Source organism: Sorangium sp. So ce1335 (assembly GCF_051521615.1).
Taxonomy (GTDB): domain Bacteria; phylum Myxococcota_A; class Polyangia; order Polyangiales; family Polyangiaceae; genus Sorangium.
Window position 1 is genome coordinate 12,659,061 of record NZ_CP150363.1, and the last position, 23,242, is coordinate 12,682,302.

Annotated in this window: 16 protein-coding genes; 12 read left to right on the forward strand and 4 right to left on the reverse strand. The window is 72.7% G+C overall.

Annotated elements, in window-relative coordinates:
- Nucleotides 1–365: 365 nt before the first annotated feature.
- Entirely contained in the window at nucleotides 366–1,457 is a 1,092-nt protein-coding gene (locus WMF24_RS47255) for a DUF6882 domain-containing protein (RefSeq protein WP_437734067.1), read from the forward strand.
- Between the two features lie 139 nt (nucleotides 1,458–1,596).
- Nucleotides 1,597–2,931: a phosphoribosyltransferase family protein gene (locus WMF24_RS47260; protein ID WP_437734068.1), complete on the forward strand. Its 1,335-nt coding sequence runs from the start codon at nucleotides 1,597–1,599 to the stop codon at nucleotides 2,929–2,931.
- 57 nt (nucleotides 2,932–2,988) lie between these two features.
- On the opposite strand, the gene WMF24_RS47265 is transcribed toward WMF24_RS47260, so the two are convergent.
- Nucleotides 2,989–4,455: a hypothetical protein gene (locus tag WMF24_RS47265; RefSeq protein WP_437734069.1), complete on the reverse strand. Its 1,467-nt coding sequence runs from the start codon at nucleotides 4,453–4,455 to the stop codon at nucleotides 2,989–2,991.
- Between the two features lie 872 nt (nucleotides 4,456–5,327).
- Between WMF24_RS47265 and WMF24_RS47270 the strand changes: the two genes are divergently transcribed.
- The 8 genes from WMF24_RS47270 (at nucleotide 5,328) to WMF24_RS47305 (ending at nucleotide 17,156) form a co-directional block, all read left to right on the forward strand.
- Nucleotides 5,328–6,623, forward strand: coding sequence for a DUF1552 domain-containing protein (locus WMF24_RS47270; RefSeq protein WP_437734070.1), 1,296 nt, complete (start codon nucleotides 5,328–5,330; stop codon nucleotides 6,621–6,623).
- A 59-nt stretch (nucleotides 6,624–6,682) separates the two neighbouring features.
- Nucleotides 6,683–9,109 (forward strand): DUF1592 domain-containing protein, encoded by a 2,427-nt coding sequence (locus WMF24_RS47275; RefSeq protein ID WP_437734071.1) that lies wholly within the window; start codon nucleotides 6,683–6,685, stop codon nucleotides 9,107–9,109.
- Between the two features lie 151 nt (nucleotides 9,110–9,260).
- Complete coding sequence (locus WMF24_RS47280; RefSeq protein WP_437734072.1) at nucleotides 9,261–9,803, forward strand: inorganic diphosphatase; 543 nt, start codon at nucleotides 9,261–9,263, stop codon at nucleotides 9,801–9,803.
- Nucleotides 9,804–10,465: 662 nt separating this feature from the next.
- Nucleotides 10,466–12,184: a DUF1592 domain-containing protein gene (locus tag WMF24_RS47285; protein WP_437734073.1), complete on the forward strand. Its 1,719-nt coding sequence runs from the start codon at nucleotides 10,466–10,468 to the stop codon at nucleotides 12,182–12,184.
- Between the two features lie 51 nt (nucleotides 12,185–12,235).
- Nucleotides 12,236–13,555 carry a DUF1552 domain-containing protein gene (locus WMF24_RS47290; protein ID WP_437734074.1) on the forward strand — a complete coding sequence of 440 codons (1,320 nt, stop codon included), beginning with the start codon at nucleotides 12,236–12,238 and terminating at the stop codon, nucleotides 13,553–13,555.
- Between the two features lie 148 nt (nucleotides 13,556–13,703).
- Nucleotides 13,704–14,996 (forward strand): DUF1552 domain-containing protein, encoded by a 1,293-nt coding sequence (locus WMF24_RS47295; RefSeq protein ID WP_437734075.1) that lies wholly within the window; start codon nucleotides 13,704–13,706, stop codon nucleotides 14,994–14,996.
- A gap of 497 nt (nucleotides 14,997–15,493) precedes the next feature.
- On the forward strand, nucleotides 15,494–16,153 hold the full coding sequence (locus WMF24_RS47300) for a hypothetical protein (RefSeq protein ID WP_437734076.1): 660 nt from the start codon (nucleotides 15,494–15,496) through the stop codon (nucleotides 16,151–16,153).
- Between the two features lie 229 nt (nucleotides 16,154–16,382).
- Nucleotides 16,383–17,156: a phytanoyl-CoA dioxygenase family protein gene (locus WMF24_RS47305; protein ID WP_437734077.1), complete on the forward strand. Its 774-nt coding sequence runs from the start codon at nucleotides 16,383–16,385 to the stop codon at nucleotides 17,154–17,156.
- Here the strand turns inward: WMF24_RS47305 and miaA are convergent, their stop codons facing one another.
- The 3 genes from miaA to WMF24_RS47320 all read right to left on the reverse strand — a co-directional run bounded on the left by miaA (nucleotide 17,157) and on the right by WMF24_RS47320 (nucleotide 20,787).
- Nucleotides 17,157–18,035: a tRNA (adenosine(37)-N6)-dimethylallyltransferase MiaA gene (gene miaA, locus WMF24_RS47310; RefSeq protein WP_437738944.1), complete on the reverse strand. Its 879-nt coding sequence runs from the start codon at nucleotides 18,033–18,035 to the stop codon at nucleotides 17,157–17,159.
- Between the two features lie 65 nt (nucleotides 18,036–18,100).
- Nucleotides 18,101–20,200, reverse strand: coding sequence for a DNA mismatch repair endonuclease MutL (gene mutL / locus WMF24_RS47315; protein ID WP_437734078.1), 2,100 nt, complete (start codon nucleotides 20,198–20,200; stop codon nucleotides 18,101–18,103).
- Nucleotides 20,197–20,787, reverse strand: coding sequence for a hypothetical protein (locus WMF24_RS47320; protein WP_437734079.1), 591 nt, complete (start codon nucleotides 20,785–20,787; stop codon nucleotides 20,197–20,199). The genes mutL and WMF24_RS47320 overlap by 4 nt, the downstream gene beginning before the upstream one ends.
- 258 nt (nucleotides 20,788–21,045) lie before the next feature.
- On the opposite strand from WMF24_RS47320, the gene WMF24_RS47325 reads away from it, so the two are divergent.
- Nucleotides 21,046–22,353 carry an RNA polymerase factor sigma-32 gene (locus WMF24_RS47325; protein ID WP_437734080.1) on the forward strand — a complete coding sequence of 436 codons (1,308 nt, stop codon included), beginning with the start codon at nucleotides 21,046–21,048 and terminating at the stop codon, nucleotides 22,351–22,353.
- 3 nt (nucleotides 22,354–22,356) lie between these two features.
- Nucleotides 22,357–23,235 carry a 16S rRNA (cytidine(1402)-2'-O)-methyltransferase gene (gene rsmI, locus WMF24_RS47330; protein WP_437734081.1) on the forward strand — a complete coding sequence of 293 codons (879 nt, stop codon included), beginning with the start codon at nucleotides 22,357–22,359 and terminating at the stop codon, nucleotides 23,233–23,235.
- The last annotated feature ends 7 nt before the right edge of the window (nucleotides 23,236–23,242 follow it).

Here is a 23,242-nt window from a genome sequence, read left to right on the forward strand (position 1 = left end):
CGCCCAAGGCGCTCGGACCTGGCGCCACCGGCGCCCTGGCTCCCTGAGCGGAGGCGCATTTCCCGGCGCGCCTCCACCGGTGTTGTCGGCCGGCCTCGTGATACCCTGTCCCAATGCCCAAACCGCGCGGTCGGGGGACATCGGCTGAACCGAGGCGCACCGTCGTCAAGGCATCGAGCGGGCGCGCGCGCGCGCAGCCCCATGTCAAGGCGGGCGAGCGCGGAGGCGCGGCCGCGGGCGCGCCGACAAAGCGCGCCGCGGCTGCGCGGCCTGCCGCGCCGAACAAGCGTGCTGCGACGGAGCGGCCGGCGGCGCCGAACAAACGTGCTGTGACGGACCGGCCTGCCGCGCCGAACAAGCGTGCTGTGACGGACCGGCCGGCGGCGCCGAACAAGCGTGCTGCGAAGGACGGGCCGGCCGCCGCGGCAAAGCGCGCCGCGGCGGATCGGCCGGCGGCGCCGAACAAGCGCGCCGCGGCCGCGCCGAACAAGCGCGCCGCGCCGGACCGCCCGGCAGCGCCGAGGATCCGCGCGGCGAGGGCCCGCGCCGACGAGCAGGCCCGCGCCGCGCCGCCGAAGCGGCGAGCGCGGGGCGCGCGGGGCGCCAGCGACGCGGAGCGCGAGGCGGACGACGCGGAGCTCGCGCCGCCCCGGCCGCCGGAGCTCGACTGGGACGACACGCCGTCGGACAGCGTCGAGGAGGCCCGCGCCCAGCGCTGGGCGGCGCGGGGCGAGGAGCTCTTCCAGCAGCTCGCCGACCACGGCGCCTCGCAGCACGAGTACCGCGCCGACATCAAGGAGGGGCGCTTCGTCTGGATCGCGCCGAGCGGCCGCGTGTCCGCCGAGGCGAGGGCGCGCCTCCTGTGCAGCTGGTCGCGCGCCACCTCGGTCCTCGTCATGGCGTGGGCCGATCCGCTCGCGAGCAGCGCGGGGATCGAGCGCATCGACGGGATGCCCGCGGAGCAGGACAGCGTCGACGAGGAGGGCGCCTGGCAGATCGCGATGGCGGCGGCCGACGCCTGCGGCGCTGCGTTCCTCTACCGCGTCTCCTCGCCGCTGGCCTGGTACTTCCTCGCGCTCGACGACCTGACGTTCTCGCCGAAGCGCGCGTCGTTCCACCCCGGCGCGCCGGTCGGCCTCGTGCTGCGCGCCATCGGCGAGGTGCGCGAGGCGATCGGATCCCGCGCCGAGCCCGCCGACGTCATCCGCGACAGGATCTCCGCGCTCAGCGACTCCCTGTTCCACCAGGCCCGGTACGCCTACCGCGACACCGACTGGGTCGCGCGCCTCGAGCGCACCGGCGGGTGCCTGATGCACCTGGCGAAGCGCATCCCGCGCGCGAGCTACAGCGCGATCGCGGCCGGCCAGCGCGTCGACGAGTGGCTGGAGCGCGAGCTCGCGGTCGAGCTGATCCACGCGCTCTCGCTCATCGAGGACGAGTGGAGCCTGTTCGGCTGACGGCCCGCCGCGCCGCGCGGCGCGGCTGAGCCTGCGCCGCCGAGCCCTCGCCGCCGCCGCGCATCGCCGTCCGCGCCGCGCCCGCAGCGCGGCACCGCTCTTGAAGGGCCGGAGAGGGCGGATGAGAGGGGAGGCGGCGATGGGTCGAGCCAAACTGTTCCAGGATCGCAGGGACGCCGGGCGCAGGCTCGCGCAGCTCCTTTCCGGCTATCGGAGGGAGGCGCCGCTCGTGCTCGGCCTGCCGCGCGGCGGGGTCGAGGTGGCCTACGAGGTGGCGCGTGCGCTCGGTGCGCCGCTCGATGTGTGGATCGTGCGCAAGCTCGGCGCGCCCGGGCAGCCGGAGCTCGGCGTGGGCGCGATCGCCGAGGGCGGCGAGGTGTACATCGACCGGCACCTCGTCGCGCTGCTCGGGATCTCCGAGGCGGAGCTCGCCGAGATCGCGGCGGAGGAGGCCGCCGAGGTCGAGCGCAGGGTGCGCCGGTTCCGGGGCGAGAGGCCGACGCCGCCCGTCGAGGGGCGGACCGTGATCGTCGTGGACGACGGCATCGCGACCGGCGGCACGGTGCGCGCCGCGCTGCGCGATCTGCGCAAGCGCTCGCCGAGGCGGATCATCCTCGCGACGCCCGTCGCCGCGCCGTCGAGCTTGTCGTCGCTCTCCCGCGAGGTCGACGGCGTCGCCTGCATCGAGGAGGACGCGAGCCTCCAGGCGATCGGCGCCTACTACGACGACTTCTCGCAGACGTCCGACGACGAGGTCGCCCTCCTGCTCGCCGAGGCGCGGCGCGAGCTGCCGCGGCCGCCTGAAGGCGCGGAGCTCCCCCTCTGCGTGCAGGCGGGGACGGCGGCCTTGCCCGGCGATCTCGCGATCCCGGAGCGGGCCATCGGCCTCGTGATCTTCGCCCACGGCAGCGGCAGCAGCCGCAGGAGCCCTCGCAACCGCTCCGTCGCGGAGGCGCTCTGGCGGTGGGGGCTGGCGACGCTGCTCTTCGACCTGCTCACCGAGGCCGAGGAGGCGGAAGATCGCCGGAGCGCCCGCCTCCGCTTCGACGTCGATCTGCTCGCCCGGCGGCTCGTCGGCGCGACGGACTGGGCGCTCGCGCGCCCCGAGCTCCGTCACCTCGGCGTCGGCTACTTCGGCGCCAGCACCGGCGCGGCGGCCGCGCTCCTGGCCGCGGCGGCGCGGCCGCGCCTCGTCGGCGCCGTCGTGTCGCGCGGCGGCAGGCCCGACCTCGCGGGCGCGGCGCTCGCGCGGGTGCGGGCGCCGACGCTGTTCATCGTGGGCAGCGCGGACACGGCGGTGCTCGGGCTGAACCAGGAGGCCCTCGAGCGCCTCGCCTGCCCGCGCCGCCTCGCCATCGTCCCCTCCGCGACGCACCTGTTCGAGGAGCCGGGCGCGCTCGCGGCGGTCGCCCGCCTCGCCGGGGAGTGGTTCGCGCACCACCTGTCGCCGAGGGGGAGCGAGGCGCGGGCGTGACGCGCCGGCCCGCGCGCCGTGCGCGGCCGGCGCGGCCGGCGCGGCCGGCGCGCCGCGCTACCTGGAGAGCCAGACCGCGTACGCGTGCGGCATGAACGGCGCGTCGTCGGGGTCGAACGGGCGGCTCCGGATCATGCTCCCCGCGTTGACGCCGACGATGAGCAGCCCCGCGAGGCCGTCGAGCCCCACGACGGTCCGCTGCGCGCGGCTGCTCCCGAAGATGCCGGCCACCTCGACGCGGCCGGCCTCGGCGCCCTGCCGGTCGACCTTCACGATCGCCCAGCGGAACAGCGCGGGCAGCTCCCAGTCGGCCACGAAGGTGATCTCGGCCGCCGCGAGGTCGGCCCCCCCGTTCGCGTTTTCCGCCGACAGATCGAGCCAGAGGTAGGTGGCGCCGGTCGGCTCGATCGGGCGCAGGGGCGCGACCCGCCGCGGGAGCGTCGCGTAGGGGAGCGACCACTCGAAGCGCACCCGGCCGAAGTCGCCGAAGCGCGCCGCGTCCGAGAGGTGGGCGCCGTCGCTGCGGCTGCCGAGGAACGCGCGCGCGACAGCGAAATCGAGGAGCAGGTCGTCGACATCCTTGCCGCGGGCCCGGAGCGACGCCCGGAGCGCGTCGAAGACGTCGGGCTCTCCGCGGAAGCGCGCCGCGCCCGCGGGGGTGGGCTGCGCCGCGATCGCGAGCAGCGACATCGCGACCTGCGCCGGCGTCCCGGTCCCGTGGGCGTCGTCGAGGTACCACGGAAAGAGCAGGGCGCCGTCGAGCCCGCCGAGCGCCGCGCCGGTGAGCGCCCGCTCGGGCGCGCGCTGGAAGGCGTCGACGGCGGCGAGCTCCTCGGCCGGGCAGGGCGCCGCGATGGCGGCGAGGTAGCTCGCCGCCATCGCGACCGCGCCCTCCTCGGCCCCGGCGTCGAGGCGCGCGGCGACGGCGTGCCCGAGCGCGTAGGCCGCGTCGGACGCGCTCGCGCACCCGCCGCGCCCGGGCGCCGGCGCCGCGGCGACGGCGAACGCGCTCGCGGCGTCGAACCGCTCCCCGAGCGCGCGCATGTCGTGCCCGACGCGCAGGGGGCCGCGGCGCGGGCCACGCTCCAAGTAGAGGTCGTACGACGGGCCTCCGCCCCGCTGTCCGTCGGGGAGCGGCCGCGGCAGGCCGAGCGCGTCGTAGGCGCGCATCGCGGCCTCCAGGTGAGATAAGGCGTCCAGGACGGATTGTCCGGACACGTCGGCGGGCGCGTGCACGCAGAGGGGCAGCGTGAAGGAGCACGCGCGCTGCGGCACATCGCGATCGTCGGGCCGCTGCACCGGCGAGCCCACGGGGCGGCCGTCGGCCGGCGGGTCGGCGTCCGGCGGGTCGGCGTCCGGCGCGCCGGCGTCGTGGGGCGGCGCGCCGGCCTGCGCGCTCGCCGTCGAGGACGGCGCGTCGGCCTGCGCGCTCGCCGCCGGAGGCGGCGCACCGGGCGGCGGCGCGTCCGGCGCGCAGGCTGCCGCCGCGTGCGCGCCGCCGACGGCCGCGACCAGCGCGAGCAACGCGAGGGCGCTGGGCGCCCTGTGCCGCGGGGGGGGCGTGACCCGGGGGTCGGGCGCGCGCCCCGACTTCCTGGGGCGGGCGTGCGCGGGGCACCGTCTCGTGGGGAGCGCTACGGCCATCTGGAGGACCACGGGCGAGGTTCGCCCCGACGGCGGGGCCCTAGCTCATCGCACGAGCCGCGGCTCCTGCCCATCCTCGCGATGCGCTTCGCGCTGGCGGCTCGCTGCGGCCGCGGCGTCGGGGCTGGCCTTGCGCCGCGGGGGCGCCCGGGAGCCGTCTGCGTCTCTCATCAGATGCGAAATACGATTCTCGGACGAGGCACCTGTGAATTGAGGCTCTCGGACGATGAACCTGCGAAGTGCGGTTCTCGGACGGGGAGCCTGCGAAGTGCTGTTCTCAGCCGCGAATCATGCAAAGAGATGATCCTACGAGAACGGGTTGAGGCACTCAGGCGATCATGCGCTGAGCCGTCAGCACGCCAGAGGCGCCATGAATAGAAAAATCCGGATTCGTCCTCACCTCATGGCATCTCGATCGTCGCCTGGTCGGAGCACTGTTCCAGGTACGGCCGATCCCGCGATGGATCCCTGAGGGATCTCCGGATGCCTCTGGCACGCTCCTTGGATGCTTTGCCGCTGATTCGAGGGCTCTCGCTGGAATAATGAAGGCCTCGCTCTGCCGAGCCCGCTCACGCGTTGTCGTGAATGCGCGCCGAACGCATTCAAGTCCAGGATCGCCCTCCAAATCCCCTGGATCCAGCGCCCAGAACCGGTCTGGGTTCAGGCGACATGTAGTATATCTCCTGTTCCTTGAATTCGAGTCCTTGGCGCTGATTGTCTCGCGGGCATGACCTCTGCAGAAGCCCTGGGTCATGAATCGCATATCCAGACGCCGCTTCGCCGCCGGCCTGGGCGCCGGCCTCCTTGCCGCTCCTTTCCTTGGCAGGATCAGCCACCTTCGCGCCGACGGTGGGACTGCCCGAAATCTGGTCATCTTCTTCTCTCCCAACGGAACTCACCATCATCTCTGGCGCCCGCAGGGCTCCGGATCCAGCTTCTCTTTCCCCGCAGGCTCGATCCTCGAGCCGCTCGCGGCGCATAAATCCGATCTCGTCATCTGCGATGGCATCGACTTCAAGGGGGTCGACAACCACGAGCCCGGCATGATCAACATGCTCACGGGCGGCGGCAACGCGGGCAGCGCGAGCCGCGGCCAGAGCGTCGACTGGTACGTCGCCCAGGAGCTCGGCGTCCGGCCGGTCAACCTCGGCATCTACACGAGCCCGTGGGGGACGGGCGCGCAGACCCGCATGTCGTACAGCGCGGCGGGGCAGTTCGCCCCCGTGATCGACGAGCCGCGGACCGCCTACAACCAGATCTTCGACGGCTTCACGGGCAACAACGATTCGACCGGGACGGGATCTGTCGAGGTCGATCCGAAGATGAAGCGCCGGCAGAGCATCCTGCGCGTCACGAACGGCGAGATGGAGGCGCTGCGCGCCGGCGTGCCCGCGCGCGAGCAGGCGAAGCTCGACGCGCACATCGACGGCCTCAAGCAGATCGCGCCCGGCGCCAACACCGGCGCGGGCCCCGTCGCCGCGAGCTGCAACACGGCGCCGCCGCCCCCGCCCGCGTTCAACCCGACCGACGAAGACGCGGTCCCGGACATCGCCATCGCGCAGATGGACCTCGTCGCCGCGGCGCTCGCGTGCGGGCGGACCCGGGTCGCGACCGTCCAGTTCTCTCACACGGTCTCGCCGCTGCACCTGCGCTGGCTCGGCCTGTCCGACGTGGACCATCACTCGCTCTCGCACGCCAGCGCGGGCGCGGACGTCGACAAGTTCCGCATCGCGGAGCGGTGGTTCGCCGAGCAGTTCGCCTATCTCCTCAAGAAGCTGAAGTCGACCGCCGGCGCCGGCGGCGGCTCCCTGCTCGACGAGACGCTCGTCGTGTGGGCCAAGGAGCTCGGCGACGCGCCGATGCATCGGTGCGAGTCGGTCCCGTTCGTCCTCGCCGGCGGGGGCGCCTTCACGCCCGGCCGTTACGTCGACTTCGGCGGCGCTCCTCACCAGCAGCTCCTGGTCTCGATCTGTCAGGCCATGGGCCTCACCAACAGCACCTTCGGCGACGCCTCGAAGGGCACTGGCCCGCTGGACGGGCTCGCGTGACGCGCGGCCACCCGCGTGTCCGGTAACCGACAGCACTTGGGATTACGAGGAACAAGCTTATGGATACTTTGACGACGGGACCCCTCGACAAGGCGGATGCGTCCGTCTCCCGGCCCCTGCCGACGGGCGACGCCCCGCGGCGCACGCTGACGCAGCGGCTCGGCCACGCGCTCCTGCTCTCGTGCGTCGTGCTCGGCGCCGCGGGCGCCGGCTGCACGAACCTGCTCGGCTGGGGCGGCGATGACGACAGCGAGACGGACGGCGGAGACGACACGGGCTCTCTGGACTCGGGTTGCTCCGACAACCTCGAGTTCTTCAAGGCGAACCTCTGGGACCCGATCATGTCCTCGAAGTGCACCGTCTGCCACACCGAGACCGGGCTCGCGAAGGGGACCCGCCTCGTGCTCGACACCTCGGGCACCGACGAGGCGCTGCAGGCGAATTTCGAGGCGGTGCGCAACATCGCCGCGATCGAGGTGAACGGCGAGTCGACGCTCCTCCTGCGCCCCTCCGGCCGGCACCCCGACGGCCACGCCGGCGGCGCGCTCATCCCGTTCCAGGGCGACGATTACGTCGTGTTCGAGAAGTTCGTGAACCGCGTCAACCTGGGCGTCGGGTGCGACCAGCAGCCGACGGCCTGCGAGCCCGACATGGTGTCCGGGCGCCGCGTCCTGCGCCGGATGTCGCGCGTCGAGTTCGACAGGACCGTGGCCGATCTCCTCGGCGTCGACACGACGGGCTACATCCTCCCGACCGACGCGAACGTCGAGGGCTTCGACAACAACGCCGACGCGCTCCTCTACGCCGGCACCGACGTCCAGCTCATGCGCGACGCCGCCGAGGACATCGCTGCCCGGGTGATCGAGGCGCCGGGGTCGCTCGTCCCCTGCGAGATCGCGACCGGAGACGACGCGTGCGCGACCGAGTTCTTCGAGCGCTTCGGGCGCCGCGCCTTCCGCAGGGCGCTCACGCAGGAGGACCGCGCGCGGTACATGGAGCTCTACCGCAGCGTGAAGGCCGACGAGGGCTTCGCCGGGGCCGTCCAGGCGATGATCGCCGCCGCGCTCCAGTCTCCCTATTTCCTCTACCGCCCGGAGATCGGCGCCGTCGCGGCGGACGGCACGTACCAGCTTTTGCCGCACGAGATCGCCTCCCAGCTCTCCTACATGATCTGGAGCTCGATGCCCGACGACGAGCTGCTCAGCAAGGCGGAGTCGGGCGAGCTCGCGACGCCCGCGGCCATCTCCGCCGAGGTCGACAGGATGCTGCAGGACCCGCGGGCCGACGCCGGCATCCTCCGGTTCTTCAAGACCTGGCTCCAGCTGAGCGCCAAGCCGTCGAAGGACATGGGCGCGTACCCGGAGTACACGGAGGCGGTCCGGCAGGCGATCGAGAAGGAGACGGCGGCCTTCGTGCGCCACCTCATCCGCGAGGGCTCGGGCTCGCTGAGCGAGATGTACACGGCGAACTACTCCTACGTGAACCAGGAGCTCGCGTCGTTCTACGGCCTGCCGGCGCCGGACGGCGCCCCGGACCAGGACGGCATGGCGCGGGTCGACCTCACCGGATCGAACCGCATGGGCATCCTCACGCTCGGCAGCGTCCTCAGCACCCACGCGCACGCCGCAGAGTCGTCGCCCGTGCACCGCGGCAAGTTCGTTCGCGAGCAGCTCCTCTGCCAGCCGCTGCCGCCGCCGCCCGCGGGCCTCGACGTCAAGCCGCCCCAGCCCGATCCCACGAAGTCGACGCGCGAGCGGTTCTTCGAGCACTCCAACAACGACGCGTGCGGGAGCTGCCACTCGCTCATCGACGGCATCGGCTTCGGCTTCGAGCACTTCGACGGTGTCGGCCGCTACCGCGACAGCGACGACGGGCACCCGGTCGACGCGAGCGGCAACATCGTGGGGGCGGAGGGCACGAACGGCACGTTCGACGGCACCGGAGAGCTCGCCCAGAAGCTCGCGCAGAGCCCGGACGCGCAGGCGTGCTTCACCCTCCAGTGGCTCCGCTTCGGCTTCGGCGCGATGGACCAGGCCGAGCTCTCCTGCATGGCGGAGCAGATCACCGGCCAGCTCGGGCCCGAGAACCTCACCGTCGCGGGCGTCATCAAGGCGATCGCGCAGTCGCCGCGTTTCACGAGGCGCCTCGCCGAGGCGGTGACGGAGTCGGGCCCCGACACGGATCCGGGCGACGAGCAGCCGTCGGGCACCGACAACGACCCGCCGCCCACGAACGGGGACTTCGATGTCGTGGAGAAGGTGGACTCGGTGTGGGGCGGCGGCGGCTGCAAGTCCGTCACCGTCACCAACATGGGCGAGGCCAGGGCGGCGTGGGCGGTCACCCTCCAGGTCGACGGCACGCCGTCCGACGTGTGGAACGCGAAGCACGAGGTGGGCAATGCGGGCGTGACGTTCACCGGCGTGGACTGGAACGCAGAGCTCGAGCGCGGCGCGTCCGCGGGCTTCGGCTTCTGCTGGCGCGAGTGAGCCGCGGCGGCGTATCGCCCACCATGTGGCCGCGCCTGCCCGGCCGCGCCGCCGTGGCGGGCGATACGCCGCGCGCCAGTCTGCCTGGAATTCTGCTATCCTGCGTGCCCTCGCCCGGACCCCGGGCGGGGCGACAGCCCAGGACCCCGCCATGACCCACCCGCTCCACGACATCCTGCTCCCCGACAGCCGACACGACTTCTTCCCCGTCGTCATCGAGATCCCGAAAGGATCGAAGTGCAAATACGAGCTCGACAAGAAGACCGGGCTCCTGATGCTCGACCGCGTCCTCTACTCGTCCGTGCATTACCCGGCCAACTACGGTTTCATCCCCCAGACGCACGCGGGCGACGGCGACCCGCTCGACGTGCTGGTCCTGATGCAGGAGCCGGTGGTGCCTCTCACGATCGTGAGGGCGCGCGCGATCGGCGGCTTCTTCATGCGCGACGACAAGGGCGTTGACGACAAGATCATCGCCGTCGCCGTCGACGACCCCTCGGTGGCCCACTACCTGACCCACGAGGAGCTGCCCCCGCACGTGACCAGGGAGCTCATGCGGTTCTTCCTCGACTACAAGACGCTCGAGAACAAGCTCGCCGAGGTGGACACGATGTACGACCGGCACCGCGCGCTGGAGGTCATCGAGGAGTCCGTCGCGAGCTACCGGTCGATCAGCGCCTGGTCCAAGGGTTGACGGCGGCGGTGTCCGGGGCGCCCCTCCAGGGCCTCGATGGATCGCGGATCAGGTGGATCGCGCTTCCTGGACCGAGCCACGTCCACCCATCGTCGATTGCCGAAAAAATCAGGAAACCGGCACGGGGCATCCGGGGAATGCCCATGAAATTGAGCGGCATACGGCTTGCTTCATCGCTGGCATGGGCCTGACCCGCATTTCGACGCTCACGGAGACGGAGGCGCTCGCCCGGCTGCTCGTCTCGGGTCTCGAGGTCGAAGCGCGCTGTGCGAGCCGCGGGGCCGCCCCTGTCACGGCATGGCGGCGATGCCGAGCCCGCCCGCATGGCGGACGACATCGCGCGTCAACCCGACGCGTTGCGTCTGAGCTCGGCCGATAACGGCCCATGGCGGTGCGATCGGGTGCCCGGAGGCGGGCAGCGGCGCCGAGAGGAGCCGACAGGCGCTGAGCGGCGCGGACGACAAGATGATGAGTTGAAGCCGGGTACGTGGATGGATTCAACGGCAGAAAACGGCAGAGTAGCAGAGCAGGTTGATTCGGTATCCAGAGGCGACACCGCTTGATCGGGGCTTGACAACATGAGAGACATCAGCTTTTCTCAAGCAATGATGAGCACGCTTAAGAGCTTAGTTTCGGCGAAGGCGTGTCGCCGGTATTCCGCCGTGGCACTCCTCCTCGCCGGCCCGCTCGGTTGCTTGGGCAATCTGGGCAATACGGATGGCACGCCCTCCGACAGCAGCGGCAGCAGCAGCGGCGGCGATCCCGAGAACCCTGATGGCACGCCGCCCATCGACGAGCCGCCGCCGCAGCCCCACGACATCCCCGAGGTGTCGGAGTGCGAGGCCGCGGATCTGAGCACCCCCGGCCCGCGCACGGTGCGGCGCCTGACGGTGGACCAGTTCGAGGCGACCGTCCGCGACCTCTTCCGGGATCCGAGCGTCGCGCTCCCGAGCATCTTCAACGATCCGCAGGTGCTCGGGTTCACGGCCGACGCGAACGCGCTGGTGATCCGCGACCTGACCGCCCAGCAGATCATGGACTGGGCCGAGGCGACCGCGGAGTGGGCGGTGACGAACAAGCTCGACTCCCTCTCCTCGGCCACCTGCCGGGCGATCGACGAGGCGTGCCGCGGCCAGTTCATCCGCGACTTCGGCCGCCGCGCGTTCCGCGAGCCGCTCTCGGACGAGCGCTTCGCGTCCTATGACGCCCTGTTCGCGGCGGAGGAGACGTTCGAGGACGGCGCCAAGGTCGTCGTGAGCGCCATGCTGCAGTCGCCGTACTTCCTGTACCGCCACGAGATCGGCAACGACATCGGCGGCGGCCTCTACGAGCTCAGCCCGCACGAGATCGCGAGCAACATCTCGTACCTGCTGACCGGGACCATGCCGGACGATGCGCTGCTGCAGGCCGCCGACGCGGCCGTCGCCGCGGGCACCACGCTGACCAGCGACCAGATCGCCCAGCACGCGCTGCGCCTCCTGGAGGACCCGGGGACCCGCCCGCTCGCCGAGACGGAGATGATGCGGTTCATGCGCGGCTGGCTCCAGCTGAACCGCCTGGTCACCACGGTGAAGGACAACACGGTCTTCAACCTCACCGATGAGCTGCGCAGGGACATGATGGCCGAGACGCAGGCGCTCATCGTGGACACCGCGTTCAACCAGAACGGCACGTTCTCCAACCTCCTGCAGGCGGACTACACGTTCATCAACAGCAGCCTGGCCACGCACTACGGCCTCGGCGGCGCCGGCGGCCCCGATCTGACGAGGGTGACGATCTCCCCCGGGCAGCGCGATCGCGGGATCCTCTCCCACGGCAGCTTCCTGACCGGGCACGGCGGCGCGAAGCTCTCCTCGCCCACCCAGCGCGGCAAGATGGTCCGCACCCGTCTGCTCTGCCAGCCGCTCCTGCCCCCGCCGCCCGGCGTCGATCCGAACATCAAGCCCCTGGAGACCCCGGCGACGACGCGCATGCTGGTCGAGATGCACACGAAGGAGCCGGCCTGCGGCGGCTGCCACAGGTTCACGGACCCGATCGGCACCGGCTTCGAGAACTACGACGCGTTCGGCCGGTGGCGGAACGAGGAGGTCGGGCTCCCCATCGACGCGAGCGGCACGGTCTTCTCGCCGCCCAACGGGGGAGCGGACTTCAGCTTCAACGGCGTGACCGAGCTGTCCGACTACCTCGCGGCGAGCGAGGACGTCAAGGAGTGCATGGTCCGTTACTGGTCCTACTACGCCTTCGGCGACACCTGGGAGCAGGACGGCTGCACGTACGAGAAGGTCGAGCAGGAAGCGGCCGCCGAGAACTTCAGCATCAAGAGCGTGTGGCTCGCGCTGACGCGCGCGCCGCACTTCACCCGTAGAGTCCAGGGCCCGTGACACCACGGCTGCAACCCATTGGAAGATCGGTAGCGAGTGAAAGGATCGGTCATGCGCAGCCACAGTCGTAGGAACTTTCTCAAGGGTGTCGGTGCCAGCCTCGGGGCGAGCCTTTTGTTCTCCCCCTTCTATGATTCGATCGCCAACGCCGCCCCCGGGCGGAAGCCGAAGCGGCTCCTGGTGTTCTTCACCATGGGCACGGCGCCCGCGATCTGGAAGCCCACGAGCGTCTCCGGTGAGACCCCCACGTTCAGCGAGGCGACCTCGCCGCTCGCGGAGGTGAAGGAGCACATCGTGATGCTGGACGGCCTCCCCAGCGCGAGCCCCGGCAACAACCACGGATCGGCCGACGGCCTCACCGGGATGGGCTACTCGAGCCAGGGCCCCTACGGGCTGATCTCCGTCGATCAGTTCATCGTGGAGAAGCTGAAGGCGGCCGGGACGCTGTCGACGCCCATCCCGTCGCTCCTGCTCGGCGCGGACACCGGGGGCGGCAAGACCGGGTTCTACAAGGGGACCAACCTGGTGCCCATCGGCTCCCCCATGTCGGCCTTCTCGACGGTGTTCACGGGCGTGGCGCCGAGCAACCCGGGCACCAACCCGGACTCGTCCGCCGAGGACCAGCTCCGCCGCCGCAAGAGCATCCTCGACAACCTCACGCGCGAGATCACGGCGCTCAAGGGGAACCTGGGCTCGGAGCAGAAGTACAAGCTGGATCTGCACCTCGAGTCGATCCGGCAGATCGAGTCGCGGCTGTCGGGCTCGATGAACGGCGGAGGAGGCACCGGCGGCGCCTGCAAGGCGCCGGCGTCGCCCTCCGGCGACCTGTCGAACGCCATGAAGGCCAACCAGCTCCACCTGGACATCATCGTCGGCGCGTTCGCGTGCGACATCACGCGGGTCGCCGCGATCCAGTGGGGCTCGGATCAGGCGATGAACGTGAACCTGCCGGAGATCGGCCTGGCCGACGAGGAGCACAACGGCCTGATCCACGGCTACGACCCGGGGAACGCGAAGCTGATCAAGCTCGAGAAGTGGCTCCACGAGCAGTTCGTCGGCGTCATCAAGAAGCTGAAGGAGCTCCCCGAGGCCGACGGCTCCGGCTCGCTCCTCGACAACACGCTCGTCGCCTGGTGCCGCGACATGGGCGACGCGCCGGCCCATACCCAGAACGAGATGAAGTTCGTCCTGGCGAGCGGCACGGGCGGTTACCTGAAGACGGCCCCGGGCGGCCGGTTCATCACGAGCAAGGAGCGGCACGAGCGCGTGCTGCTCAGCCTGTGCGACGCGATGGGCGTCACGGACTACGCCGGCTTCGGCGATCCGGGCCTCGGCGCCAAGTCGCCGCTCCCCGGCCTGGCCGCGACCTGAGCCGCGCGCATCGCGCGCATCACCCGCCGCGGCAGGCGCGCCCCCACGCGCCTGCCGCGGCGATTTCAGCTCCCCGCCGCGGCAGGCGCGGCCCCGTGCGCCTGTCGCGGGCGATCTCCGCGGGCGCACGCGAGTGAAAGGGTCGCCCATGCGCAGCCATCGTCGCAGAGAGTTTCTGAAGGGCCTCACGGCCAGCGTGGGCGCAGGCTTCCTGTTCGCGCCCTTCGCCGATTCGATCGCCGAGGCGGCGCCGGGGCGGAAGCCCAAGCGGCTGCTCCTGTTCTGCACGATGGGGACGGCCACCCAGATCTGGAAGCCGACGAGCGTCTCCGGCGAGACCCCCACGTTCAGCGAGTCCACGTCGCCGCTCGCGGACGTGAAGCAGCACGTCGTGCTCGTGGACGGCCTTCCCAGCGGGAACCCCGGCAACAACCACGGCGCGCCCGACGGCCTGACCGGGCTCGGCTTCGGCGGCGGGTCGGCCGGGCTGATCTCCGTCGATCAGTTCATCGCGGACAAGCTGAGCGCGGCGGGCGTGAAGACGCAGATCCCCTCGCTCCTGCTCGGCGCGGAGAGCACGGCGAGCGGCGGGAGGTCGCCGTACTACCGCACGGACAACCTGCCGACCATCGCTTCTCCGGCGTCCGCGTACTCCACCCTGTTCGGCTCGGCGGTCCCGACGAACACCTCCTCGGACGACCTGCTGCGGCGCCGCAAGAGCGTCCTCGACCACCTGAAGAACGAGATCAAGACGCTCCAGGGGGACCTCGGCGCCGAGCAGAAGTACAAGCTGGATCTGCACCTCGAGTCGATCCGGCAGGTCGAGACGCGGCTGTCCAACGCGTCGTCCGGCGAAGGCGGCGGCTGCAAGCCGCCGACGGCGGCCGGCGCCGAGCCGACGAACCCGCTCCAGGCCAACCTCGTGCACATGGATCTCATCGTCGGCGCGTTCGCGTGCGACATCACGCGGGTCGCCGCGATCCAGTGGGGCTCGGAGCAGGCCATGAACGTCGATCTCCCGGAGATCGGGCTGCGGGGCGAGGAGCACGGATCGATGATCCACACCGGCGCTCCGGCGCACCTCGACCTGATCAAGCTGGAGAAGTGGCTGGCGCAGCGGTTCGTCGATCTCATCGCGAAGCTGAAGGCGATCCCCGAGGCCGACGGCTCGGGGACGCTCTTCGACAACACGCTCATCGCGTGGTGCCGCGACATGGGCGACGCGCCGAACCACAACATGAACGAGATGAAGTTTGTCCTGGCGAGCGGCGAGGGCGGTTATCTGAAGACGAGCCCCGGCGGGCGTTACGTGCGCAGCCCCGAGCGCCACGAGCGCGTGCTGCTCAGCCTCTGCGACGCGATGGGCGTCACCGACTTCACCGGCTTCGGCGATCCGAAGCTGCCGTCCAAGTCGCCGCTCCCGGGCCTCGCGGCGAGCTGATCGAGCTCGCCCTCTCCTGCGTCCCCTCCACAGCTTCGCGAGCTCCGCGCCGGCCGCCCAGCCGCCTCGCCGGCGGCGCGGATCCCGGCGGGCCTCGTGCGCCGCCGCCGCGCCGGTCCGCGTCGTGCTCGGCGCACACCGGAGATCGCGTTCGTCGCGGGCAGACGCGCGTCCGCCCGCGGCGCGCGAGTGCGCAAGAACGACCCCCTCGCGGACCCGCCGTGAGCATGAGGCGCCCGGCGAGCGCCGGCGCCGAGGGCGCTCCGGCGGTCCGAGGTCTTGACGCAGCAGCCGCGCACGCCGGGCAGCGGCCTCCAGACCTCAGCAAGTTCCGCGGTGTCGCGCCGCCCGCGCGGATCCGGCGCGCGTTCGCACGATGTGGCGGGATTCTGCCTGATTTCCTGGCTGGCACGCCGGGCGCTTACCGCTCCGCACATCGCCGGCGACCGGCCGCTCGTCGCGGCCACGGCGGGACGGAAAACCCCCTCATGGAACTCATGATCAATTCCTTGAAGATCGCGATGGCCAGCCTCGCGCCTGCGAACCGCTCCGTCCAGAGCTCTCGAGCCGATGCCGGACGGGCCAGCTCGTTCCTCGCGCTGCGCGCGCGCATGCTCGCGAGCCCCTGCCTGGCCGGCGCGCTCCAGTTCATGCAGGTCACGACCCGCCCGTGGGAGCCCCACGAGCTCGCGGCGTGGCTCCTCGAGCACGTCGTCGCCCCCGGCTGGATGAGGGCCCCGCGGGCGCTGCGGGAGCCGGGCGCGGAGACCCTGGAGCTCTGCGGGCTCGACGAGCGGCACCGCGAGGTCGCCGCGCTGACCGCCCGGGCGCGAGAGCGCGTGGCGCTGGCGCTGCTGGATTTCGTGGCGCCGAACCCGGACGGCGGCTTTCTCCGCGCTGCCCTGTACAGCGCGCGCGTCCGGTGGACCGTCGTGGACGGCCGCTCGGGGTGGCTGCCGGCGCCGCGCGAGGGCGATCTCCTGAGCGATATCGTGCTCAGCCTCTTCGCCGCGGAGATCCTCTCGGACGCGGATCTCTACCGGAGCCACATGACCGTGTGCGCCGGCTGCGGGCGCGTCGCGTTCACGCAGGAGGTGCGGCCGCGCAGCGCGGGCTGCCCGCGCTGCGACGGCGAGGTCAGGTGGAGAGCGCGCTGAGGTCGCGGAGCCCAGCGACGCCGGTGATCGCCTGAGCCCGCTTGTTCATCTCCGGCGACGCGTGGGCCAAGCAGCTGGATCGGCGCTTTCTCTTCCGAAGGCAACGATTCCAATCGTGGAGTCGTCATGGTGAATCGAGAGCGGGCGAGCGCTGAGCTTGACGACTCCAGCGGACGGCCATCAAGCTTGGCGCCGACCTATGAGCCACGCCCGCCACTCGAGCGCCCAGATGGATGAGCTTGCCCACGCAGCGCAGCGCGATGGGTTCTGTCTGATAAAGAACCTCATCCCGAAGAGCCTGCTGCTGTCCTGGCGTGAGGCCTTTACCCCCCTCCTCGAGGCGCACATCGCGCGCGAGGGGCACCTGAAGAACCGGGGGCCAGGTCGTTATTATGTGACGCTCCCGTTCAAGGCCCCCTTCGCGGAGCCGCGCATCTACGAGGATGAGACGATCCTCGGCGTGGTCGAGCGCCTCGTCGGGGCCGACATGACCATGGTCCAGCTCGCCACCGACACGCCGCTCCTCGGGTCGGATTATCAGGACGTCCACCGCGACACGCCGCCGCTCTTCCCCGAGACCGGGAGAGAGACGCCCGCGTTCCAGCTCGCGGTCAACTTCCCCCTCGTCGACGTCACCGTCGAGAACGGCCCCATCGAGGTCGCCCGCGGCACGCACATGCTCTCCAAGGCGGAAGGCATGCGGCGCCTCGAGATGGGCGAGGTCGCGCTGGAGCCGATCCCCATGGAGCTCGGCGACGTCATGGTCCGCGACGTTCGCGGCCTGCACCGCGGCACCCCGAACCGCACGCGCGAGCCCCGGCCCATGGTGGTGATCGGGTACAGCCGGCGCTGGCTCTTCCGCCCGGAGGTCTCGATCCGGGTGCCCCGCGAGTGCCTCCCCCAGCTCTCGGAGCGCGCGAAGCGGATGCTCCGCTTCAACCCCATCGTCGATTCGCTCGACGGGCCGGAGGAGACCGAGGTGTACCAGGCGTTCGCCTACTAGCTAGGTGAGCGCGACGGGCGCGACCGGCTGATCCCTCAGCCAGGTCCGCTGCCGCCGCACGAAGGTGCGCGTGGCGCGCACGATGGCCGGGGCGAGCTCCTCGGCCGGCAGGCGCCCCTCCAGGTGCTCGCGCACCTGCTTGTAGCCGACGGAGCCCATCGCCCGCGCGTCGCCGTAGCCGCGGTCCAGCAGCGCGCGGACCTCGTCCACCCAGCCCTGCTCCAGCCACTGGGCGACCCGGGTCTCGATGCGGCGGTCGAGCTCGTCGCGGTCTCGGTGCACCGCGAGCAGGCGCGCGGCGTGCCGGCGGTCCCGGAAGCCATGCTCGGCGTGCCACGCGGTCTGCGTCCGGCCCGAGCGCTCGTAGATCTCCAGCGCCCGGCTCACGCGCACGAGATCGTTCGGCGCGAGCCGGGCCGCGCTCTCCGGATCCACCTCGGCGAGGCGCGCGTGGAGCGCGGCGCGCCCCTCGGCGTCCGCGATCGCGCGGTGGCGCGCGCGCACCTCCGCGTCCGCGGGCGGCGCGGGCGAAAGGCCGAAGAGCAGCGCCTTCACCCAGAGGAACGTGCCGCCGCAGACGATGGGCACGCGGCCGCGGCCGCGGATGTCGGCGATGGCCGCCTCCGCCAGCTCCGCGTAGCGCCGGGCGTCGATGGCCTGCAGCGGGTCGGCCGCGTCGACGAGGTGGTGCGGCGCGCGCGCCCGCTCGGCGGGCGTCGGCTTCCCCGAGCCGAGGTCGAACTCGCGGTAGATCTGCACGCTGTCGGCGCTCACCACCTCGCCGCCGAGGCGCTCGGCGAGCCGGATGGCGAGCTCGGTCTTGCCGCTCGCCGTCGGGCCGACGACGACGAGCAGCTCGCCGGGCGACGGCGGGGCGATCGTCTCCCACGAAGGCGGCGCGGCGGCCTCGCTCGCCTCCGGAGCGGCCTCGCGGGCTGCCGCGGTCACCGCCTCCCCACGCGGTGCTCGAGCTCCGGCCAGCCGACGCGCATCACGATGGGCCGGCCGTGCGGGCAGTGGCCGGCGAAGTCGACCTCGTCGAGCGCCGTGAGCAGCGCGCGCGCCTCCTCCGGCGCCACCGGGTCGCCCGCGCGCAGCGAGCCGTGGCAGGCCATGGTCGCCAGCGCGAGGTCCACCGCGCCCGAGAAGGCGCGCTCGCCCGCGTGGCTCAGCTCGTCGACGAGATCGCGCACGAGGCGCTCGGGCGCCGCGCGGCGGAGCAGCGTCGGCACGGCGTGCACCGCGAGCTGCGCCGCGCCCGCCGGGCGGACGTCGAGCCCGAGCCGCGCGATCGCCTCCTGCGCCTCCTCGACGAGCGACACCTCCGCGGGCGCCGCCGGGACGATCACCGGGAAGAGCAGCTTCTGCGTGGCGACGTCGCGGCCGTCGTACGACGCGCGCAGCCGGTGGAACGTCACGCGCTCCGCCGCCGCGTGCTGGTCGAGGAAGTAGATCCCGTCCGGCCCCTCGCACACGAAGAAGGTGTTGCGCACCTGGGCGAGGAAGCGCAGCGACCGCCACGCGAGCGTCCGCTCGGCCGCGGCGAGCACGGGCCCGCCGCCGGTCGGGGCGCCCGCGGGGTAGGGGAGGGGCGGCGCCCCCGGCACGACCGCCGGCGCGCCCGGCTCGCCCGGCGCGCCGGGCGCTCCCGGCTCGCCCGGCGCGCCGGGCGCTCCCGGCGGCTCGACGTCGGCCCACGCGTCCGCGAACAGCGGCGCCCCCGGACCGGGCGCCGTCGCGGCCGGAGGCCGTGCTGCCGGAGGCCGCGGGAACCCGCCGAGATCGCCGCCGAGGCCCCACGGATCGGCCGGCGGCTCCTGCCGCTCGCCCGATGCGCCCGCAGCGGTCGACCCGGCGGCGGGGCCGCTCGACGCGCCCGCCGCGATCGGCCCGGCGGCGGAGCCGCTCGACCAGACCCAGGCGTCGCCGGGCGGCGGCGCCGCTTCCTCGAACAGCTTGCCCTTGCGGCCCTGGAAGCCGCCGGGGGCGGGCGCGGGGAGGCCGAACGCCGCGGCCACCTGCGCGGCGACGATCTTGTAGATCGCGTCCGCGACCGCGCGGCCGTCCGCGAAGCGGACCTCGGCCTTCTGGGGGTGGACGTTCACGTCCACGAGCTCGGCGGGCAGGTCGATGAACACCGCGCCGATCGGGTACCGGCCCGGCTCGAGGACGCTGCCGTAAGCGAGCGCGATCGAGCGCGCCAGCGAGCGGTCGCGCACGTGCCTGCCGTTCACGAACATCCACAGCCAGCCGGCGCCCGAGCGGGCGCGCTCCGGCCGCGACACGAACGCCTCGACCGTGAGCGGCCCCCGCTGCCCCGCGCACGTCGCGAGCTCCTCGCCCGCGAGCATCGAGCGCGCCCGCTCCGCGCGGCTCGAGGCGCGCAGCCACTCCCGCGCCACGCGGCCGTCGCGCGACAGGACGAGCGTCACGCCCGGCTCGCCGAGCGCGATCGCCTGCGCGACCTCGGTCACGTGCGCCGACTCGGTCCCGACCGCGCGCAGGAACTTTCGCCGCGCGGGGACGTTGTAGAAGAGGTCGCGCACCTCGACCACGGTGCCCGCGGCGCACCCGCAGGGCATCGCCTGCGCCGGGCCGCCGCCCTCGATGCGGATCTCCGTCCCCTCGGGCTCGCCGTCGCGCCGCGTCCGCAGCGAGAAGCGGCTGACCGAGGCGATGCTGGGGAGCGCCTCGCCGCGGAACCCGAAGCTCTGGATGCACCGGAGGTCGTCGAGCCGGGCGATCTTGCTCGTCGCGTGGCGCAGCACCGCGAGCGACGCGTCCTCGCGGCTCATCCCGCGCCCGTCGTCCGCGATGCGCACGAGGCCGACGCCGCCCCCCTCGATGTCGACCCGGATGCGGCGCGCGCCCGCGTCGAGCGCGTTCTCGACGAGCTCCTTCACCACGCTCGCCGGCCGCTCGACGACCTCGCCCGCCGCGATCTGGTTGGCGAGGTCGTCCGGGAGGACGGCGACCCTCCGCGCGTCGGGCTGGGCAGGCTTCGATCGAGGATCCGCGCCGGCGGCCTCCTCCGCGGCGCTCATGGCTCGTCGCCGGGGTCGACCGTCGTCCGGGCGACCGCCTGGAAGTAGAGCTTCGTGCGCTCCCGCGTCAGCGCCAGCGCGGCGGAGCCGAGGATGGCCACCTCGAAGAGGACGAAGCGCACCCGCTCGGCGGTCCACCAGAGGCTCGGGTTCGTCAGGCTCTCGCGCTCGGGGACCTCCGGCGGCAGGAGCGCCCCCGCCTGCGCCACCAGGTCGATCCAGGCGCCGCGGATGTCCCGGGTGAGCGCGTACTCGACGGCCGCGAAGCCGAGGTTGGCGGCCAGGACCTGGATCACGAAGCCGCGGGTGCCCGGCCGGCCGCCGAGCGCCAGCCCGCTCGCGATGACGAGCAGCCCGCCGAGGATCACCTTCCCCACGCTGAGCGGGAAGGAGACGTCCTGGTGCAGGCTCATGGCGCGCGCCTGGGCGGCCTCGAGCACGAGGAACGTGAACTGGAACGGATCCCCCTGGTCGCGCGCCTGCTCGGCCACCACCATGACGTCGGGGGCCATGCCGCCGCGCAGGTACGAGGCCGTCCCGCACCCGGCCATGAACCCGCGCACGCCGATGATCCAGGTGAGCAGCATGGTGGCCACCAGGTACCAGGGGCGCAGCGAGCGCGGGCGCGGAGGTCGGTGCGAGTCCACGTGACGGCTGCCGTGTAGCACGTTCTCCGATCTCGCGCGCTCCCTTCCTGACCGGCCGACCCCGCGGCCTCCCGCCGCCTTCCCGCGGCGTGCGCGGCGCGTGGCGTCTGGGTCGCCGGCGTCGGCGGCGTCGCCTGCGCGCCGGCGCCAGTGGCGCGACGCGGCGGGCCTGTACTAGAACTCCGAGACGAGGTCCGGGTGGCGAAGAGCAAGAGCGAGCCGCGAGCGAAGCGAACGAAGGGGGCCGGTGCGCCCGAGCCCGAGGGAACGGCGACGGCGGGCCCTCGATCCGGGTCGGAGGACGCCGCGGCGGAGCTCCGGCCCGACGCGGGTGAGGCGGACGGCGCGCCCCCCCGGCCTGCCTTGAAGCGCCGCGAGCGCCCCGCCGCGAAGGCCGCGGGCAAGGCCGCGGGGCGCGCGCGCGCCGAGCCGCAGCCCGCGGCCGGCGACGACGACGGGCCGCGCGACGACGAGGACGACGCGGACGCCGCGCCCGAGAGCGGCGCCGAAAAGGCGGCCGACGTCGACGAGGGCGACGTGGTGGAGGTCGTCGGCGAGGTCATCGACGACGCGAACCTCGACCTGAACGACATCGAGATCCCGCGCTCGTCGCGGCTCGGCGCCAGCGAGGGCCGCGGCAGCGGCGACGCGGCGCTCTCCCGCACGGACCCGCTCCAGGCCTACCTGCGCGAGGTGCAGCGCCACCGGCTGCTCACGCCGGAGGAGGAGAAGGAGCTGACGATCAAGTACGCGAAGACGCAGGACGTCGCGACCGCCGCGCGGCTCGTGACGGCGAACCTGCGGCTCGTCGTCAAGCTCGCGTACGAGTACCGCCGCGCCTACAAGAACATCATGGACCTCATCCAGGAGGGGAACATCGGCCTGATGCAGGCCGTGAAGCGCTACGACCCGTACCGCGGCGTGAAGCTCTCCTCCTACGCGGCCTGGTGGATCCGCGCGTACATCCTCCGCTTCATCCTCAACAACTGGCGCCTCGTGAAGCTCGGCACGACGCAGGCGCAGCGGAAGCTCTTCTTCAACCTCAACAAGGAGAAGGCGAAGCTCTCGGCGATGGGCATCGAGCCCACGGCGGCGGAGATCGCGAAGCGCCTGTCGGTCGAGGAGAAGGAGGTCGTCGACATGGACCGCCGCCTCTCGAGCGGCGAGGCGTCGCTCGACGCCCCGGTCGGCGACCTCGAGGGCCGCTCGATCCCGCGCGTCGAGATGCTCGTCTCATCGGGGGCGAGCCCGGACAGCGCGTTCGAGGCGAGCGAGATGGGCATGCTCGTCCACGATCGGCTCTCGAAGTTCCGCGAGACGCTGAAGGGCAAGGACGTCATCATCTTCGACAAGCGCATGGCGGCGGAGGACCCGCTCACGCTCCAGGAGCTCGGCAACGAGTTCGGCATCTCGCGCGAGCGCGTGCGCCAGCTCGAGGCGCGGCTCCAGTCCAAGCTGCGGACGTACCTGCAGGAGGAGCTCGGGGACGCCGTCGAGGCGGACTAGGCCTTGTCGAGCGGCGGCGAGCAGGGCGGGGCGGGCGATCGCGGGTGCCTCTACGTGGTCGCGACGCCGATCGGCAACCTCGGCGACATCACGCTGCGCGCGGTCGAGACGCTGCGGGCGGCGGACCGGATCCTCGCGGAGGACACGCGGCGCGCCCGCGCGCTCCTCGGCCACCTCGGCGTCGCGGGCAAGCCGGTCGACCGGTTCGACGCGCACGCCTCGGAGGCGGACGCGGCGCGCGCCGCCGCGCGGCTCGCGGCGGGCGAGTCGATCGCCTTCATGACCGACGCCGGCACGCCGGTCGTGAGCGATCCGGGGACGGCGCTCGTGCGCGCGGCGACGCAGGCCGGGGCGCGCGTCGTGGCGATCCCCGGGCCGAGCGCCGTGATGGCGGCGGTGAGCGCGTCGGGGCTCGTGACGGGCGGCTTCCGCTTCGTGGGGTTCTTGCCGCGCGGCGGGCGCGAGCGGCGCGAGGCGCTCGCGCTCGTCACGTCGACGCCCGAGGCGGTCGTGCTGTTCGAGTCGCCGCGGCGCTTCCGCGAGACGCTCGCGGACCTGGCCGAGCGCATGCGCGGCCGCCGCGCGGTCGTCGCGCGCGAGCTGACGAAGGTGCACGAGGAGATCCTGGGCGGCACCGTCGAGGAGCTCGCGGCGCTCGAGCGGGAGTGGCTCGGCGAGATCACGCTCGTGCTCGCGCCCGCCGATCCCGCCGCCGCGGGCGCGCGGCCGGACGACGAGGAGATCGACGCGCGGATCGATCGCGAGCTCGCCCAGGGGCGCCGGGCGAAGCACATCGCGGAGGAGCTGTCGGTCGAGCTCGGGCTGCCCCGGCGGGAGCTCTACGCGCGGGCGGTGGCGCGGCGGGGCGCGACGCGCGCGTAGGCGCCCG

What these genes read in the sequence shown, in the direction of transcription:
- WMF24_RS47260 (WP_437734068.1), top strand. Translation starts at nt 1,597, where the DNA reads ATGGGTCGAGCCAAACTGTTCCAGGATCGCAGGGACGCCGGGCGCAGG.
- WMF24_RS47270 (WP_437734070.1), top strand. Translation starts at nt 5,328, where the DNA reads ATGAATCGCATATCCAGACGCCGCTTCGCCGCCGGCCTGGGCGCCGGC.
- WMF24_RS47275 (WP_437734071.1), top strand. Translation starts at nt 6,683, where the DNA reads ATGGATACTTTGACGACGGGACCCCTCGACAAGGCGGATGCGTCCGTC.
- WMF24_RS47280 (WP_437734072.1), top strand. Translation starts at nt 9,261, where the DNA reads ATGACCCACCCGCTCCACGACATCCTGCTCCCCGACAGCCGACACGAC.
- WMF24_RS47290 (WP_437734074.1), top strand. Translation starts at nt 12,236, where the DNA reads ATGCGCAGCCACAGTCGTAGGAACTTTCTCAAGGGTGTCGGTGCCAGC.
- WMF24_RS47295 (WP_437734075.1), top strand. Translation starts at nt 13,704, where the DNA reads ATGCGCAGCCATCGTCGCAGAGAGTTTCTGAAGGGCCTCACGGCCAGC.
- WMF24_RS47300 (WP_437734076.1), top strand. Translation starts at nt 15,494, where the DNA reads ATGATCAATTCCTTGAAGATCGCGATGGCCAGCCTCGCGCCTGCGAAC.
- WMF24_RS47305 (WP_437734077.1), top strand. Translation starts at nt 16,383, where the DNA reads ATGGATGAGCTTGCCCACGCAGCGCAGCGCGATGGGTTCTGTCTGATA.
- mutL (WP_437734078.1), bottom strand. Translation starts at nt 20,200, where the DNA reads ATGAGCGCCGCGGAGGAGGCCGCCGGCGCGGATCCTCGATCGAAGCCT.
- WMF24_RS47320 (WP_437734079.1), bottom strand. Translation starts at nt 20,787, where the DNA reads ATGCTGCTCACCTGGATCATCGGCGTGCGCGGGTTCATGGCCGGGTGC.